Annotated in this window: 18 protein-coding genes; 15 read left to right on the top strand and 3 right to left on the bottom strand. The window is 66.3% G+C overall.

Features of this window, described 5'->3' with window-relative positions; translation table 11 throughout:
- Nucleotides 1–16: 16 nt before the first annotated feature.
- Nucleotides 17–886, bottom strand: a complete 870-nt coding sequence (locus OYT13_RS01750; protein ID WP_017233253.1) for a PhzF family phenazine biosynthesis protein — start codon at nt 884–886, stop codon at nt 17–19.
- Nucleotides 887–1,262: 376 nt separating this feature from the next.
- On the opposite strand from OYT13_RS01750, the gene OYT13_RS01745 reads away from it, so the two are divergent.
- The 10 genes from OYT13_RS01745 (at nt 1,263) to OYT13_RS01700 (ending at nt 8,788) form a co-directional block, all read left to right on the top strand.
- Nucleotides 1,263–1,982, top strand: a complete 720-nt coding sequence (locus tag OYT13_RS01745; RefSeq protein WP_017233254.1) for a pirin family protein — start codon at nt 1,263–1,265, stop codon at nt 1,980–1,982.
- A 223-nt stretch (nt 1,983–2,205) separates the two neighbouring features.
- Nucleotides 2,206–3,618 carry a F0F1 ATP synthase subunit beta gene (gene atpD / locus OYT13_RS01740; protein ID WP_268567836.1) on the top strand — a complete coding sequence of 471 codons (1,413 nt, stop codon included), beginning with the start codon at nt 2,206–2,208 and terminating at the stop codon, nt 3,616–3,618.
- Between the two features lie 14 nt (nt 3,619–3,632).
- On the top strand, nt 3,633–4,064 hold the full coding sequence (locus OYT13_RS01735) for a F0F1 ATP synthase subunit epsilon (RefSeq protein ID WP_017233256.1): 432 nt from the start codon (nt 3,633–3,635) through the stop codon (nt 4,062–4,064).
- A complete protein-coding gene (locus OYT13_RS01730; protein WP_017233257.1) occupies nt 4,061–4,384 on the top strand; it encodes an AtpZ/AtpI family protein in 324 nt (107 codons plus the stop codon). The genes OYT13_RS01735 and OYT13_RS01730 overlap by 4 nt, the downstream gene beginning before the upstream one ends.
- Complete coding sequence (locus OYT13_RS01725) at nt 4,377–4,670, top strand: ATP synthase subunit I (RefSeq protein WP_017233258.1); 294 nt, start codon at nt 4,377–4,379, stop codon at nt 4,668–4,670. The genes OYT13_RS01730 and OYT13_RS01725 overlap by 8 nt, the downstream gene beginning before the upstream one ends.
- Nucleotides 4,667–5,365, top strand: a complete 699-nt coding sequence (locus OYT13_RS01720; RefSeq protein WP_017233259.1) for a F0F1 ATP synthase subunit A — start codon at nt 4,667–4,669, stop codon at nt 5,363–5,365. Before OYT13_RS01725 ends, OYT13_RS01720 begins: the two co-directional genes overlap by 4 nt.
- Nucleotides 5,362–5,607 carry a F0F1 ATP synthase subunit C gene (locus tag OYT13_RS01715; RefSeq protein ID WP_017233260.1) on the top strand — a complete coding sequence of 82 codons (246 nt, stop codon included), beginning with the start codon at nt 5,362–5,364 and terminating at the stop codon, nt 5,605–5,607. Before OYT13_RS01720 ends, OYT13_RS01715 begins: the two co-directional genes overlap by 4 nt.
- 8 nt (nt 5,608–5,615) lie before the next feature.
- On the top strand, nt 5,616–6,362 hold the full coding sequence (locus OYT13_RS01710; RefSeq protein ID WP_017233261.1) for a F0F1 ATP synthase subunit B family protein: 747 nt from the start codon (nt 5,616–5,618) through the stop codon (nt 6,360–6,362).
- Nucleotides 6,325–7,902, top strand: coding sequence for a F0F1 ATP synthase subunit alpha (locus OYT13_RS01705; protein ID WP_410007559.1), 1,578 nt, complete (start codon nt 6,325–6,327; stop codon nt 7,900–7,902). Before OYT13_RS01710 ends, OYT13_RS01705 begins: the two co-directional genes overlap by 38 nt.
- 7 nt (nt 7,903–7,909) lie before the next feature.
- The gene (locus OYT13_RS01700; RefSeq protein WP_268567171.1) at nt 7,910–8,788 is read left to right on the top strand and encodes a F0F1 ATP synthase subunit gamma; all 879 of its coding nucleotides are present in this window, start codon (nt 7,910–7,912) and stop codon (nt 8,786–8,788) included.
- A 117-nt stretch (nt 8,789–8,905) separates the two neighbouring features.
- On the opposite strand, the gene OYT13_RS01695 is transcribed toward OYT13_RS01700, so the two are convergent.
- Nucleotides 8,906–10,156 carry a GTP-binding protein gene (locus OYT13_RS01695; protein WP_017233264.1) on the bottom strand — a complete coding sequence of 417 codons (1,251 nt, stop codon included), beginning with the start codon at nt 10,154–10,156 and terminating at the stop codon, nt 8,906–8,908.
- Nucleotides 10,157–10,591: 435 nt separating this feature from the next.
- Here OYT13_RS01695 and OYT13_RS01690 point away from each other — a divergent pair, with 435 nt between their 5' ends.
- The 5 genes from OYT13_RS01690 (at nt 10,592) to alkB (ending at nt 14,669) form a co-directional block, all read left to right on the top strand.
- On the top strand, nt 10,592–11,002 hold the full coding sequence (locus tag OYT13_RS01690; protein ID WP_268567170.1) for a copper resistance protein CopC: 411 nt from the start codon (nt 10,592–10,594) through the stop codon (nt 11,000–11,002).
- Nucleotides 11,002–11,991: a copper resistance D family protein gene (locus OYT13_RS01685; RefSeq protein ID WP_268567169.1), complete on the top strand. Its 990-nt coding sequence runs from the start codon at nt 11,002–11,004 to the stop codon at nt 11,989–11,991. The genes OYT13_RS01690 and OYT13_RS01685 overlap by 1 nt, the downstream gene beginning before the upstream one ends.
- An 88-nt stretch (nt 11,992–12,079) precedes the next feature.
- Nucleotides 12,080–13,285 (top strand): bifunctional DNA-binding transcriptional regulator/O6-methylguanine-DNA methyltransferase Ada, encoded by a 1,206-nt coding sequence (gene ada, locus OYT13_RS01680; RefSeq protein WP_268567168.1) that lies wholly within the window; start codon nt 12,080–12,082, stop codon nt 13,283–13,285.
- On the top strand, nt 13,282–14,013 hold the full coding sequence (locus OYT13_RS01675; protein WP_261939351.1) for a 2OG-Fe(II) oxygenase: 732 nt from the start codon (nt 13,282–13,284) through the stop codon (nt 14,011–14,013). The genes ada and OYT13_RS01675 overlap by 4 nt, the downstream gene beginning before the upstream one ends.
- Nucleotides 14,010–14,669 carry a DNA oxidative demethylase AlkB gene (gene alkB, locus OYT13_RS01670; RefSeq protein WP_261939352.1) on the top strand — a complete coding sequence of 220 codons (660 nt, stop codon included), beginning with the start codon at nt 14,010–14,012 and terminating at the stop codon, nt 14,667–14,669. Before OYT13_RS01675 ends, alkB begins: the two co-directional genes overlap by 4 nt.
- A 39-nt stretch (nt 14,670–14,708) precedes the next feature.
- Here the strand turns inward: alkB and OYT13_RS01665 are convergent, their stop codons facing one another.
- Nucleotides 14,709–15,329 carry an NAD(P)-dependent oxidoreductase gene (locus OYT13_RS01665; RefSeq protein ID WP_026132314.1) on the bottom strand — a complete coding sequence of 207 codons (621 nt, stop codon included), beginning with the start codon at nt 15,327–15,329 and terminating at the stop codon, nt 14,709–14,711.
- Nucleotides 15,330–15,378 lie beyond the last annotated feature (49 nt).

The following is a 15,378-nucleotide window of genomic DNA, read 5'->3' as shown; positions in this document are numbered from 1 at the left end:
ATGGTCCCCGGGCGCCTTACAGGCGCACCTCGCCGCGCGCGAGTTCGATGACGTTGCCGCCCACCAGGATCCGACGATCCGCCGTGACTTCGAGCGTCAACCGGCACGGTCGCTCGATGGCGTCGCCCTGCGACACGCGCGCGCGCACCGGCAGCGGATACCCTTGTCCGATCAGCCAGCCGCCAAGGTTGGCGCAAGCGGATCCCGTGCCCGGGTCCTCGCTCACACCGCCGCCCTGCGTCGTGAAGAAGTAGCGGGCCGTGACCTGCAACTCGCCGCCCGTCTCCTCGTCGATGGAAAACACGTAACCCGTTTTACGCTCCAGACTCGAGAGCGGCCAGCGCTCCAGACGCGCGCTGTCGGGTTGCGCCCGCGCGACCGCGTCGGCGTCGCGCAGCGGAATCAGTAGTTGATCGGCCCCGGTGTCGACCCATTGGGGCGACTGTGCGAGATCGTCGCGCCCCAGCCGCACCAGCGCCGCGATGTCGGCATCGGCCTCGCTCGCAGGCTTGATCTTCGGCTCGCCCGACGACGGGGCCGTGAGCGTCCAGTGATCGCCGCTCGCCTGAACCGGCACCAGGCCGGCGGCAAATTGCAGCGTCACGCGGTCACCCAGGGCGCGCATGGCACGCAGCACGTGCGCCGTCCCCAGCGTGGGATGCCCGGCAAAACGCATCTCGTAACCGGGCGTGAAAATTCGCACGTGCGCATCGGCCGTCTCGGAGGGCAGAATGAACGTCGTCTCGGACAGATTGAACTGTCGCGCCAACGCGCCCATCTCGTCGTCGCTCAGCCCGCGCGCGTCTTCGAAAACGCACAGCGGATTGCCTCCGAAGGTCGTCTCGGCGAAAACGTTGACGATACGAAATGCATAGGTGCGGCTCATGACGAATCTCCAGTGGGGGCGGGTCGGACGACTGCACGGCCCTCAAGCCATGCGCGCACAAGTGTCCGATAACAGCCTGCCGTGCCTGCTCGCGCATTGGCCGGCCAGCTTTGGGAAAGAAGGTCCGTAGTCTCGCACATCGCGCACCGGCACGCGCGCCAACGCCCGCGCTTTCGGTCGTTTGAACCCCACGCATTAAGAATCGTCCACCTCGCGCCCGGAAGATCGGCGATTGTCATCGGCCTCAATTGTCACCTATAACGCGACAATTATTCCACAATCAAGCGGATTGTGGTTTCTCGCCAGGACTCTAAAATGACATTCATCGAGGCCAACCCAGCCTCTCAATGAAACGACGAAGACACAGGAGCCCATCATGCTGGACATCAGAAAAGCTGCAGACCGAGGCGTTGCCAACCATGGCTGGCTCAACTCGCGCCACACGTTCTCGTTCGCGAATTTTTACGATCCCAAGCAAGTCGGCTTTTCCGACCTGCTGGTGATCAACGACGACCGCGTGGCGCCGGCGCAAGGCTTCGGCAAGCATCCGCACCGTGACATGGAGATCTTTTCGTACGTGCTCGAGGGCGCGCTCGAACACAAGGACACCATGGGCACGGGGTCGGTGATCGAGCCGGGCGACGTGCAGTTGATGAGCGCGGGACGCGGCGTGGCACACAGCGAGTTCAACCACTCGCCCACCTCGCCGGTGCACTTCCTGCAGATCTGGATCGTGCCGAATCAGGCAGGCATTGCGCCCGAGTATCAGCAACAGCGCTTCACGCCGGAAGAAAAGCGCGGCCGACTGCGCCTGATCATCTCGCCGGATGGCAGCGACAACTCGCTGCACATCCATCAGGATGCGCGTGTGTACGCCGGTCTGTTCGACGGCGACGAGTCAGCCACGCTCACGCTTGCGCCGAACCGCTACGCCTATGTGCATGTTGCACGCGGTGGCGTGAGCTTGAACGGCGTGGCGCTGGCGGAAGGCGATGGAGTGCGCGTGCGCAACGAAACCGCCCTCACGCTCTCGCACGGCAACGACGCGGAAGTGCTCGTGTTCGACCTGCGCCCGGTGGAAACGCCTGACTTCTAACGCGCGGCAGCGCAGACGCACCGTACGGCGGCTTTCTCGCCTTGCGGTGCGTCACGCGTTCAAGATGGGCAACGATGCCCGCAACGTTTGATCAGGATCAGCCCCCTTCTTCGGCGTGCCACTATTGTGAAGAGATTGCAGATCCGATCTTGGGGAACGCGCCGTGTCGATTCTCGCCAGTACCGCCAGTCAGGACACGACCACTCGCCCAACAACGGCGCAGATGTGTGGACGAGTGTGCGCGGTGCGTGGCGCGGTCGTTGACGTTGCGTTCGAGACGAGCGACCTCCCCGCGGTCGATAGTGCGCTATGGATCACCCTGCGAGGCGGCTCGCCGATCCTCGCGGAAGTCCAGTCACACACCGGCGAGCGCACGATACGCGCGCTTGCGTTGCACGCGAGCGCAGGTCTCGCGCGTGGCGCGGCGGTGCGGGCCACCGGAAAGCCCATCGACGTGCCCGTAGGAGACGCCGTGCTGGGCAGGTTGCTCGACGTCGCTGGCACGACGCGCGACGGCGGTGAGCCTTTGTCCGAAGCCATCGAGCGCCGACCCATCCATCGCGCGCCGCCGCCCCTGTCATCACAGCGCGGCACGACGCGCCTGTTCGAGACGGGAATCAAGATCGTCGATTTGCTGGCCCCGCTCGCGCATGGCGGCAAGGCGGCCATGTTCGGGGGCGCCGGCGTCGGCAAGACCGTGCTCGTGATGGAACTGATTCACGTGATGGCCGCGCAGTATGGCGGAATGTCCGTGTTCGCCGGCGTCGGAGAGCGCTCGCGCGAAGGGCACGAAATGCTGGCGGACATGCGCGGCTCCGGCGTGTTGCCGCGCGCGGTCCTCGTCTATGGGCAGATGAACGAGCCGCCCGGTGCCCGCTGGCGTGTGCCGCTCACCGCGGTCACGATCGCCGAGTATTTTCGTGACGATCGCGGCCAGAACGTACTGCTGCTGATGGACAACATCTTTCGCTTCGTGCAGGCGGGCGCCGAGGTCTCGGGGCTGCTCGGACGCATGCCTTCGAGAGTCGGCTATCAGCCGACCCTCGCGAGCGAAGTTGCGGCCTTACAGGAGCGGATTGTGTCGGTGGGCAATGCGGCAGTCACGGCGATTGAAGCGGTCTACGTCCCCGCCGACGACTTCACCGACCCTGCCGTGACGACGCTCGCATCGCACGTCGACAGCATGATCGTCTTGTCGCGCTCGCTCGCCGCCGAGGGCATGTACCCCGCGATCGATCCGATCGCGTCGTCGTCGATCTTGCTCGATCCGCTCGTCGTGGGTGAGACGCACGCGGCGGTCGCCAACGAGGTTCGGCGTGTGATCGAACATCAGCGCGAACTGCAGGACGTCGTCGCGTTGCTCGGCATCGAGGAACTCGGCATCGACGATCGTCGTGCCGTGCAACGCGCGCGCCGATTGCAACGATTTCTTACGCAGCCGTTCACGGTCACCGAAGCCTTCTCGGGCCAGCCCGGCCGATCGGTCGCGCTCGCGGACACGATCGCCGGCAGCAAGGCGATTCTGGCGGGCGAGTGTGACGACTGGCAGGAGAGTTCCTTATTTATGGTCGGAACGCTGGACGAGGCACGCGCGAAGGAAGCGCGCAGCAAAACGGCGACGGCCGGCGCTACGTGAGAGGAGGCCTCGCCATGACAGCGCGTTGCTTCACGCTGACAATCACCACGCCATCGCAAATCGTCGTCGACCGACTGGCGGTCTCGTCCATACGTGCCGAGGACGACAGTGGGGCCTTTGGCGTCCACGCCGGACACGCGGATCTTGTCACGCTGTTGAGTGCCTCCGTCGTGCGCTGGCGTGGGGAAGATGGCAGCGAGCATTACTGCGCGATCGACGGCGGTGTGCTGGTCGTGTCGGGCGGCACCGACGTTTCGCTTGCGTGCCGTGAAGCCATTTCGGGGACTTCGCTCGATCAGCTCGAAGCGGAAGTGCGCCGCGCGCGCGCCGCGCAACTCGACGCGATGCGGCGCGCGCGCGTCGAGCAGACACGGCTGCATGCGCAGGCAGTACGTCAGATGCTGCGCTATCTCCGGCCTCCGCCCAAGCAGGGAGCCGCGCAATGACATCCTGGCCACCTACGGGAGACACCGAGGGGAAAGACGGCGATCGCGTCGCGCAAGCGGCGAAGCGCGCTGCGAGCCACGAGCAGATCGCGCGCGCAAACCCGGAGCCGTCGCTTGGCGTGCGGCTCGGACAGATTGGGATTCTCGGCTGGACGATCGTTCTACCGATACTGCTCTGCCTTGCGCTCGGGCATTGGCTGGACCGCATTGCCGGCACGCGGGTACTTTTTGCGGCACCTCTGGTGATGATCGGCGCGGCCATCGGCCTATGGTCCGCATGGCGCTGGATGCATCGGCAGCAGAGGAGAGATCATGATTGACCTGAACCTATGGCCGTGGGGCAACACCATCATGCTCGCGACCGCCGGGGTCGCGTTGGGGCGGCTGGCTGGCGCGCTGCATTTCACGTCGCTGCACTGGGCCGTGGAGGGCTTCGCACGAGGCCGCGTGACGCATGCGCTGGGGATACAGTTGGCGCGCCTCGCACTCACCGGCGCGGTGTTCGTAGGGCTGTCGAGAATGGGAGCGCTCGCCCTGTTAGGCGGGACCGGCGGCTTTCTCTGGGCGCGTGGCGTCGCGCTGCGAAGCCGGGGGGTGGCACCGTGATTCACGCGCCATTCATCGCGGAGCCGCTGCTACGAGCGGGACCTCTGATCGTCACGGCGCCCGTGGTGGTGACGTGGGCGATCATGGCCGCGATGGCGGGCGCCTCGCTGCTGCTGACCCGCAAGCTGTCCGTCATGCCGTCGCGCGTGCAAACCGCGCTCGAACTGCTGGTCGGCACGCTCGACACTGAGATTCGCGCGACGATGCAGACCGACCCCGCGCCGTACCGTTCGCTCATCGGCACCTTGTTCCTGTTCGTCTTGATCGCAAACTGGTCGTCGCTCATTCCGGGGGTTGAACCGCCGACCGCGCATCTGGAAACCGACGCCGCGCTCGCGCTGCTCGTGCTTGCCGCGACGCTCGTGTCCGGCGTGCGCACGCGTGGCATTCGCGGCTACCTTGCCACCTTCGCCGAACCGGCGTGGGTGATGATTCCGTTGAACGTCGTCGAGCAAGTCACCCGAACGTTCTCGCTCGTGGTTCGCCTGTTTGGCAACGTGATGAGCGGCGTTTTCGTGGTCGGCATCGTGCTGTCGCTCGCCGGGCTGCTCGTGCCCATTCCGCTCATGGCGCTCGACCTGCTGACCGGCGCGGTTCAGGCATACATTTTCGCGGTGCTCGCGATGGTCTTCATCGGCGCGGCCGTCGGCAAGTCAGGCGTTTCCGTTCACGACAAGCCTAAAGGACAGACATGAGCCTCATTGAAATCTTCAGCATCGTCGCGGCGGCACTGGCCGTGTCGTTCGGCGCGATCGGTCCTGCGCTTGCCGAGGGCCGTGCGGTCGCAGCCGCAATGGATGCCATCGCCCGCCAGCCTGATGCGGCGGGCACGTTATCGCGCACACTGTTCGTCGGGCTTGCCATGATCGAGACCATGGCGATTTATTGCCTTGTCGTCGCCTTGCTGCTGTTGTTTGCGAACCCATTCGTGAAATAGAGCGCGCGATGAAACTCGACTGGTCGACGCTGGCACTGCAAACGATCAACGCGCTCATTCTGGTGTGGCTGCTCGCGCGCTTTTTGTTCCGTCCGGTCGCGAAGATCATGGCCGAGCGTCAGGCCAGTGCCAATGCATTGATGAGCGACGCGAAGGCCGCAAAGCTCGCGGCGCAGGCCGAGCGCGATGCAGCGCAGGCCGAACGCGAGCAACTTGCCGCACAGCGAGCACAGACGCTCGCGCACGTCGAGAGCGAAGCGCAAGCGCAGCGCGCGGCGCTGCTCGCCGCGGCGCAGGAAGACGCGTCTCGGCTTCGCGCCCAGGCTGCGGCGGAAATCGCGCGCGAGCGGGCGTCGCAGGCCGACGCGGCGGCGGCGGAAAAGCTGCAGCTCGCCGTCGACATTGCCGCGAAGTTGCTTGATCAACTGCCCGATGGCATGCGCGTGACGGCGTTCATCGCCGGACTGGCGAATGGCGTTCACCTGCTGTCGCCGGCCGCGCGCGCAGAAATGGCCGAGGACGCGTCACTGCGGCTCACAGCGCCGCGCGCATTGACGATGGATGAACGTGCGGCGTGCGCCGCAGCGCTCGCCACCGCGCTCGGGCGCCGCGTCGAATTCACTACCGAGGTTGATCGAGCGCTGATCGCAGGACTTGAGTTGTCGGGCACGCACGGCGTAGTCCGCAATAGTTGGCGAGATCGGTTGGCACAGATTCATGACGGGTTGCTTCGCGATGACGGCCGCCAACGCTGATGTCAACGACGACCCGGCGGACGACGGGTGGCTCGCCCGCCAGCGTGCCGCGCTCGCGCGCCTCACTCCCGAACCGAGTGCCGCCAGCATCGGGCGCATCGAGCTGATCGCCGACGGCATTGCGTTTCTCTCGGGCCTGCCCGACGCGGCGCTTGACGAGGTTGTCGAGATCGAGTGCGGCGCACGCGGATTCATTCATTCACTCGACGACACCACCGCCAGCATTGTGCTACTCGACGGCGACACGCCAGTGCGGGCCGGGATGCATGTCGTTCGTACCGGACGCGTGCTTGACGTACCCGTTGGCGATGCGCTGCTCGGACGCGTCGTCGATCCGCTTGGCAGACCGCTGGACGCAGGCGATCCGCCCAAATGCGAAGCGCGCCTGCCCGTGGAACGCCCGGCGCCCGCAATCATCGAGCGCGACGTCGTGCATGAGCCGCTCGAGACAGGTGTACTGGTCGTCGATGCGCTCTTTGCCATCGGACGCGGCCAACGTGAGCTGATCATCGGAGACCGCGCAACTGGCAAGACCTCCCTTGCCATCGATGCAGTCGTCAATCAGAAGCATAGCGACGTAATTTGCGTGTATGTCGCGGTCGGGCAACGCTCCACGGCGGTGCAGCGCGCCATCGATGCCGTGCGCGAGCACGGCGCGCCCGAGCGCTGTATTTTCGTCGTGGCATCTGCGGCAACGCCGCCCGGGCTGCAATGGATCGCGCCGTTTGCGGGCTTTTCGATTGCCGAGTTCTTTCGCGATCGCGGCCAGGACGCGTTGATCGTGATCGACGATTTGACAAAGCACGCGGCAACGCATCGCGAGCTTGCGTTGCTCACGCGCGAGCCGCCCGGGCGCGAGGCGTATCCCGGCGATATTTTCTACCTGCACGCGCGCCTGCTCGAACGCGCGGCCAGGTTGTCGGCAGCGCTCGGCGGCGGCTCGCTGACCGCGCTGCCGATCGCCGAGACGCACGCTGGCAATCTGTCGGCGTATATCCCGACGAACCTGATTTCGATCACGGATGGACAAATCGTGCTTGACGCTGCGCTTTTTGCCGCGAATCAACGGCCCGCAGTGGATGTCGGATTGAGCGTGAGCCGCGTCGGTGGCAAGGCGCAGCGCGCGGCACTGCGCGATGTCGCGGGCCGTTTGCGGCTCGACTACGCGCAGTTTCTCGAACTCGAAATGTTTAGCCATTTCGGCGGTCTTGCTGACGCGCGCGTCAACGCGAAAATCGAGCGGGGCAGGCGGATCCGTGCGCTGATCACACAACCGCGCTTCAGCGCATTGCGCGTGACCGACCAGATTGCGTTGCTCGCGGCCCTGGATGAGGGTGTCTTCGACGGCATCTCGCGCGACGTCACCGCCTGGGTTCGCGACAAACTGAAGCGCGCGGACGAGGCGGCTCGCGATGCGGCCGCTGAGGCGTGGCCGTTGTCCGCGCTCGACGACGCACAGCGCAAGCATCAGGTCGAGCGGATCCGCACGCTTGTCGAACGGGCCGTGCATGAGCACGTCAATGGGAGTACCGGGCGGTGATATCGCGATGACCAGCAAGCTCAGTGAAATTGAGAGCCGCGCCGCGTCAGCGACGCAACTCGACGCGGTGATTGGTGCGATGCGTGGCATTGCGGCAGCGCGCGAGCGTGAGGCGCAGGCTCGGCTTGCCGGTATTCGCTCGAGCGCAGCCATCGTCGGCGATGCCATCGGCAGGGTGCTGGCGGCCTTGCCTTCAGACGACGCGACCGATCCCGGAACGGCGGAAACCGGCACCCGCATTCTGATTGTCGTGTGCACAGAGCAGGGTTTTGTTGGCGGCTTCAATGAGCATCTGCTCGCGAAGGTCGAGTGCCTGAAGGGGAACGCGCCAGCCGACCTCTTCGTGGTCGGTACGCGAGGCGCGATGCTGGCTCGAGAGCGTGCATTGCCGTACGCGCTGTCTGTGCCGATGGCGTCGCATGCGGACGACGCGATGCGGGTGGCCGGACAGATCGCCGATGCGGTGTTTTCGCGTTTTCGCCATCATGCATCGTCGGCGCTTTGGCTCGTCCATGCGACGCCCGGCCCTGCCCTCGACGAACGCATCGTGACTCGCCAGCTCGTGCCGTTCGAGTTCGCGCGATTCCGACTGTCATCGCACAGGCAGGCGCCGCTCGTCAATCTTCCACTCGACGTATTGCTGACTGGGCTCACCGAACGCTATGTGTACCTCGAGCTATGCGAAGGCCTGATGCAATCGTTCGCGTCGGAAAATGCAGCGCGCCTGGCGGCGATGCTCTCGGCGAGTCATCACGTGAGGGACCAGCTTTCGACGCTCACGCGCGAGTCTCGTATCGTCCGGCAAGACGCGATTACCACTGAAATCGCCGAGTTGTCGGCGGCCAGGGCCTATGCGCAACCCTCGCCCCCCATGCAGCGTCGGTAGCGCGGGATGGGGACACGCTGGATTCCGTGCCAATCCAGCAACTCGGTGATCTCGGCAAGCATTCCATTCGTGAACACCAGGAGCGCCCAACCGCGCGTCGGTGCCCGGCTCACCGGTTCACGCGTCCCCGTCCTCGATGGACAGCGGCAGCGCGTGCGCGTCGTCGCGCCAGGCGCCATCGCCGAGCGAGCGTTCCACCACGCTCAGACAGCACGCATCGAACGCCTTTTCAATAACATCACGATCCATGCCGCGTCCGATGAACACCACTTCGTTGATGCGGTCACCCCAGGGCGCCTCCCAATTCGTCTCGATGGCGGCGCGCTGCGGATCGCCCTCGGGCGGCCATACGGCCTGATCCACGGCCGCCCACCACTGCCCCATCGGCTCCAGCGTCGCCGTATTGCCCGCGCGCGAGTACGCGAGCGCCCACGCCGGGTGACTTGCGGCCCAGACATAGCCCTTCGCACGGATCAGACCGTCGAATGGCTGCGACATGAACGATGCAAAGCGCGCCGGATGCAACGGCGCACGACGACGCAGCACAAAGCTCGTCACCCCGTAGGTGTCGGCCTCTGACACAGGCTCGCCTTCGAGCGCCTGCGCCCAGCCGGCCATTCGCTCTGCCCGCTCGGGATCGAAAAGTCCCGTGCCCAGTACGTCGGCGAGCGGTACCTGTCCGTGCTCGCCCAGCACGATGCGGGCCGACGGATTGAGACCGGCGATCAGCGCCTTGACGGCGTCGAGCCGCGCCGCGTCCACGCGATCCCCCTTGCTCACGACCACCACATCCGCAAACTCGATCTGCTCGGTCAGCAGTTCGGCCAGACGTCGCTCATCCTCCTCACCGGCCACCTCGCCGCGCTGCGAGAGCGTGTCGACACTGTGGAAGTCTTCCAGCACATGGAGGGCGTCGACGACCGTTACCATCGTGTCGAGACGAGCGATGTCGGCGAGCGATTTGCCCGCCTCATCGCGAAATTCAAACGTCGCGGCCACCGGCATCGGCTCGGCAATACCCGTCGACTCGATGAGCAGGTAATCGAAGCGCCCCTCCTGCGCCAGATCGCGCACCGCGATCAGCAAATCCTCGCGCAACGTACAACAGATGCAGCCGTTGCTCATCTCGACGAGACGCTCCTGCGTGCGCGAGAGCGCCGCGCCCGCCTTGGCCGCACCGCGCTCCACGAACGACGCATCGATGTTCACCTCGCTCATGTCGTTGACGAGCACCGCCACACGCAGCCCGTCGCGATTGCGCAGCACATGGTTGAGTAGCGTGGTCTTGCCGGCGCCGAGAAAGCCGGACAGCACGGTGACGGGCAGGCGACGGTCGGCGTCGCCGAATGCCTCGGAAGGAATCGTCATGGCAGCAAAGTCCTGTGATCTTGTGAGGCCGGCACGGCGTGCGGACGTCCCATGGCGCGCGTCACGCCCGCCCGTCCCCGACGCCGCGCGGTACGCGGCCGGATTAATGCAACCAAGTTGCAACATGGCGCGATGATACTAAGGGCGATGTCATTTTGCAACTCAGTTGCAAAATGACAAGCATGCGTCGATGCAATCTGCGCGACACATTGGCGCGCGAGACGCGCCCCCTGGGAACCCGCAGATGGCTGCGTCGGTCTGCAAGGTCTGCGATACTGCTCGAGCGGCGTTGAGCGCGCCTGCGCGCTGGACAACGCGAGCGCGTCGCCAACGCGGGGCGAGCGCGTTCTGCCCTACCGCTCGCCTGCGAACACCGCCACCCTAATGTCTTCGCGGCGTATTCAAATCATTACCCAACTCGTTAGCCCACTCGATATGCGCATTTCCAAGAACGCTTCCCATGCTCCTCGTGCCACTGGCTTCCTGCGTCGCGCGACGCACGGACTCACACTGGCGGCCGTGGTCGGCCTGACCGGGCTCGCGCAGGGAGCGTGGGCCCATGCGCACGTCGTCTCGAGCGATCCGGCCACGCAGGCGAGTGTCGCGGCGCCGAAGGCCGTGCGCGTAACGTTCGACTCGACGCTCGAAGGCGCGCTCTCGAAGCTTGGCGTCGTCGACGCCCAGGGCAAGCCGGTCACGCAGGCCAAGGCCGAACTCGACGCCTCGCGCAAAACGCTCACGTTGTCGCTTCCCGCGCTTGCCGCCGGTCGCTATCAAGCGAATTGGGTCGCCGTCGCGAGTGACGGCCATCGCACGCAAGGCAACATCAAGTTCTCCGTGAAGTGATGTCGGCCGATCTGGCCGCCGGCACTTGGCAGCCCGCCACCGCGGGGCTGCTTGACCTCGCGCTGGCACTGGCCCTCGGCGTGCTGCTGCTGCGCAGTCCGCACGCAGTGCGGCGCGGTCTCACCCTGCGCGTGCTGCCGGCCTTTGCGGCGGGCCTCGCCGTACTCGCGTGGATCGCCTACGTGTTCGCAAGCACCGATGCGATGACGGGCGGCGACTGGGAAAGCACGGCCGCCATGATGGGCGACGTGTGGGTGGTGCTCACCCAAACCCACTTCGGCCGGATGCAATGGATCGCCGCGCTCGGCGTCGCACTGCTGTGCGCGGGCGTCTGGGCCTGGTACGACGCGCGACGCCGCCTGCGCGCGGCGCTGCCGATCGCCGACGATCCTCGCGACCGGCATCATCGTCGCGAGCATCGTCAGGAGCGTTATGCGCGCATGGTCTACGCCGCCGGCGCCGTGACGCTGGCGCTCGCCCGCGCCGGGACGGGGCACGCGGCCGATGCGGCCGTGCCGTGGCTCGCCATTGGCATTCACACGCTGCATGTCGCCGCCGCAGCCTCATGGACCGGCGCGCTGCTCGTGGCCGGATGCGCGATCCCAGGCTGGCGCCATTGGCCAGTTGGCGCACGCGCAGCGTACGGCGAACGGCTTTCCTCGGTCGCCGCGCTGGCCATGGTCGTCGCGCTGGTGACGGGGGCGTTCAACGCATGGCGCACTCTCGGTGAGACGCCCTCGCTGTGGTTCGCCCCCCAGAACGCGCCGTACTTCGCCTGGCTCGTCACGAAGCTCGTGCTCGTCGGCATTGCCGCATTGCTGGGTGCGTGGAACCGTTGGCATTTCTTGCCGCGTCTTGCGCTGGACACGGGCGAGACGCCGCTGGATACGACGGCCTTCGCGCGCGTGGTCGCCATCGAGGCGCTCGTGCTCGTGATGGTGATGAGCCTTGCGGCCAAGCTTGGCACGACGATGCCGCCGGGCGGCTGACCGAATTCGACAGCAAGAAACGGAGCGCGGCATCGCGCCCCGTTCCCTACACTGAAGGCAAGTCCTCAGTCGTCCGGAGCCCCCTGTGATGCCCACCTATCCAATGACCGCCAAACGTCCCCTTCAGCCCGGCGCCCCGACCGGCAGCCCGAGTCGTTCGCAGACCCGGACGCCGACTGTCCAGGCGAGCCAGCTTTCGGCCAAATCGCGCTACGCGACCGACGACGCCAAGTGGGCCGCGGTCGCGGCGCGCGACAAACAGGCGGATGGCGAATTCTTCTATGCCGTGCGTACGACCGGCGTGTATTGCCGCCCCTCGTGTGGCGCGCGGCTCGCGCGGCGCGAAAACGTGACGTTCCATGCCGATAGCGCCGCAGCCGAGCGCGCGGGCTTTCGCGCCTGCAAGCGTTGCCAGCCTGCGCTTGGCGCGTCCGGCGCGCGCCAAGCCCGTCACGCCGCGCTGGTGAGCGCCGCTTGCCGGCAGATCGAGGCGGCCGAGGTGCCACTGCGACTGGACGCACTCGCGGCCGAGGCCGGCCTGAGCCCGCACTATTTCCACCGACTCTTTCGCGCGGTCACGGGCGTGACCCCACGCGCTTATGCCAACGCGCGTCGCGCCGAGCGTGTGCGCGACATACTGTCCGCCGCCGAGAGCGTCACGTCGGCGTACTACGACGCCGGCTTCAATTCCAACGGCCGCTTCTATGCGAGTGCCGACACCCTGCTCGGCATGAAGCCCGCGGCGTACCGCGCGGGCGGCAAGGCCGAATCGATCCGCTTCGCCGTGGCGCAGTGCTCGCTCGGCGCATTGCTGGTCGCCGCCACGCCGCGCGGACTCTGTGCCGTGTCGTTGGGCGACGACCCCGATACGCTGGTGAAGGCGTTGCAAGACCGCTTTCCGCATGCGGAACTGGTCGGGGCCGACGCCGAGTTCGAGCGATGGGTGGCCCAGGTGGTGGGGTTCGTGGAGTCGCCGCGCGTCGGTCTGTCGTTGCCGCTCGATGTGCGCGGCACGGCGTTCCAGCAACGCGTGTGGCAAGCGCTGCGCGACGTGCCTGCCGGTGCGACCGCCAGCTACACGCAGATCGCCGAGCGCATTGGGGCCCCTCGTGCGGTGCGTGCGGTAGCACAGGCATGCGCATCGAACCCGTTGGCCGTCGTGATTCCGTGCCACCGCATCGTGCGCCAAGACGGCGCGCTGTCGGGCTATCGCTGGGGCGTCGAGCGCAAACGCGCCTTGCTCGCCCATGAAGGCGAGGAAAGTGCCGACGCGACGACCCAGGTGACGCAGTGAGCGCGCGCGTGCTGTCGCTCGATTGGGCCGCCCTCGAAGACGAACTCAATGGCTACGGTGCGGCGCGCATTCCACAACTGCTGAACGCGAGCGAGTGTGCCACGCTTTGCGCGATGTACGGCGAGACCGGCGCGCCACTGAGCACTACGCCCACGTCGCCGCGTTTCCGCAGCCGTATCGTGATGGCGCGTCACGGGTTCGGGCAGGGCGAATATCAGTACTTCGCTTACCCGCTGCCGCCGCAGGTCGCCGCGTTGCGCGAAGCGTTCTACGCGCCGTTGCGCGATATCGCGCACCGCTGGCACGCGGCGATGGGCATCGACACGCAATATCCGCGCACACACCAGGACTACCTCGCGCAATGTCACCGCGCCGGTCAGCGCCGACCGACGCCGTTGCTGCTGCGCTACGCGGCCGGCGACTACAATTGCCTGCATCAAGACCTCTACGGAGAACACGTCTTCCCGTTGCAGGTGGCCATTCTCCTGTCTCAGCCCGGCGAGGATTTCACGGGCGGCGAGTTCGTCGTCACCGAGCAACGCCCGCGCATGCAGTCGCGCGCCGAGGTGGTGCCGCTCACGCGCGGCGATGCGGTCGTGTTCGCCGTGCATCACCGTCCGGTGAACGGCACGCGCGGGGTGTATCGCGTCAACCTGCGACACGGGGTGAGCCGGGTGCGCAGCGGCCATCGACACACGCTCGGCGTGATCCTGCACGACGCCACATGACACTCGATCTTTTCGGCTCTGCGCACGACGACACAGACCACGGCACGCCGCCATTCGACGCACTCGGTCCGGGAGCATTCGTGTTGCGAGGGTTCGCGCAGTCACAACTGACGGCCTTGCAGGCCGATATCGACGCGGTGATCGCGCAAGCGCCGCTGCGTCACTGGCTGACGCCGGGCGGCAAGCGCATGTCAGTCGCCATGACGAATTGCGGGGACGTGGGATGGATCAGCGACCGACAGGGATACCGCTACGGCACGCACGATCCTCTCTCGCAACAACCGTGGCCATCAATGCCGGCATCGTTTGTCGCGCTCGCGCGCCGCGCCGCCGACGCTGCGGGGTATCGCGACTTCGCGCCAGACGCCTGTCTCGTCAATCGTTACTCGCTGGATGCGCGGCTCACGTTGCATCAGGATCACGATGAGCGCGATCTGGGCGCGCCCATCGTGTCGGTGTCGCTTGGACTTCCCGCGACGTTTCTGTGGGGCGGAGTGCACCGTGGCGATCGCACCCGCCGCATTCGTCTGGCCCCAGGCGACGTGGTCGTCTGGGGTGGGCCGTCGCGACTCGTCTATCACGGCATTGCGGGCGTCGAAGGCAGTTTCGACGCGCAAGCCGTGCGTTATAACCTCACGTTCCGGCAGGCATGCTGATCGCGCCAACGATCGACACGCACCGCCGTCGTCTCACGCTCAGTAGCCGACGGTAAAGCGCGCGCGCGGATGCGCGTTGCGCTCGAGTTCGTCGACCAGGGCGATGGCATAGTCTTCCATCGAGATCCAGCTCTTGCCGTTCGCATCGACGAGCAGACCGTCGCCACCGAGACGGAACTGGCCCGTGCGCTCGCCCGGCTCGAACAATGCCGACGGCGACAGGAACGTCCAGTTCAGCGGTGACGCCTTCGGCTCGGCGCGCAGCACTTGCAGGAACGCGCGGCCTGCGCTGGCTTCCGGCTTGTATGCCTCCGGGAATTCCGGCGTATCGATCAGCGCCTTGCCCGGCGCGACGTCCAGACTTCCCGCACCGCCCACCACGAGCAGACGCGGCACCCCGGCCCGCTTGACGGCGTCGATCAGCTTGGCGGCGTCCATGGATGCGAAGCGACCCGCGCTGATCACGGCATCGTGTCCGGCGAGCAGCGGCGCGAGCGACGCCGGGTCAGCGGCGTCGCCCTTGGCGACGGTGAGTCCCTGTTCGGCTTCGACGCGTTCGGGATTGCGGGCGATCCCCGTCACGGTGTGATTGCGTTGCAGCAGTTCGGCGGCAACGCGCGTACCCACGCGGCCGGTAATACCAATCAAGGCGACTTTCATCGGGATTCTCCTGGAAGTGACGAGTGAATTCGGGATAGGTGGCAGACGC

This window comes from Pandoraea sp. XJJ-1 (assembly GCF_026802345.1).
Taxonomy (GTDB): Bacteria; Pseudomonadota; Gammaproteobacteria; order Burkholderiales; family Burkholderiaceae; genus Pandoraea; species Pandoraea cepalis.
The sequence above is the reverse complement of the archived record's forward strand: the minus strand, read 5'-3'. Positions and strand labels throughout refer to the sequence as shown.

Bases quoted from the DNA above. Each gene is read 5' to 3' on its own strand.
- OYT13_RS01715 (WP_017233260.1), top strand. From the start codon at position 5,362: ATGAGCCTCATTGAAATCTTCAGCATCGTCGCGGCGGCACTGGCCGTG.
- OYT13_RS01745 (WP_017233254.1), top strand. From the start codon at position 1,263: ATGCTGGACATCAGAAAAGCTGCAGACCGAGGCGTTGCCAACCATGGC.
- atpD (WP_268567836.1), top strand. From the start codon at position 2,206: ATGTGTGGACGAGTGTGCGCGGTGCGTGGCGCGGTCGTTGACGTTGCG.
- OYT13_RS01725 (WP_017233258.1), top strand. From the start codon at position 4,377: ATGATTGACCTGAACCTATGGCCGTGGGGCAACACCATCATGCTCGCG.
- OYT13_RS01705 (WP_410007559.1), top strand. From the start codon at position 6,325: ATGACGGGTTGCTTCGCGATGACGGCCGCCAACGCTGATGTCAACGAC.
- OYT13_RS01730 (WP_017233257.1), top strand. From the start codon at position 4,061: ATGACATCCTGGCCACCTACGGGAGACACCGAGGGGAAAGACGGCGAT.
- OYT13_RS01735 (WP_017233256.1), top strand. From the start codon at position 3,633: ATGACAGCGCGTTGCTTCACGCTGACAATCACCACGCCATCGCAAATC.
- ada (WP_268567168.1), top strand. From the start codon at position 12,080: ATGCCCACCTATCCAATGACCGCCAAACGTCCCCTTCAGCCCGGCGCC.
- OYT13_RS01695 (WP_017233264.1), bottom strand. From the start codon at position 10,156: ATGACGATTCCTTCCGAGGCATTCGGCGACGCCGACCGTCGCCTGCCC.
- alkB (WP_261939352.1), top strand. From the start codon at position 14,010: ATGACACTCGATCTTTTCGGCTCTGCGCACGACGACACAGACCACGGC.
- OYT13_RS01690 (WP_268567170.1), top strand. From the start codon at position 10,592: ATGCGCATTTCCAAGAACGCTTCCCATGCTCCTCGTGCCACTGGCTTC.
- OYT13_RS01700 (WP_268567171.1), top strand. From the start codon at position 7,910: ATGACCAGCAAGCTCAGTGAAATTGAGAGCCGCGCCGCGTCAGCGACG.
- OYT13_RS01665 (WP_026132314.1), bottom strand. From the start codon at position 15,329: ATGAAAGTCGCCTTGATTGGTATTACCGGCCGCGTGGGTACGCGCGTT.
- OYT13_RS01750 (WP_017233253.1), bottom strand. From the start codon at position 886: ATGAGCCGCACCTATGCATTTCGTATCGTCAACGTTTTCGCCGAGACG.
- OYT13_RS01710 (WP_017233261.1), top strand. From the start codon at position 5,616: ATGAAACTCGACTGGTCGACGCTGGCACTGCAAACGATCAACGCGCTC.
- OYT13_RS01685 (WP_268567169.1), top strand. From the start codon at position 11,002: ATGTCGGCCGATCTGGCCGCCGGCACTTGGCAGCCCGCCACCGCGGGG.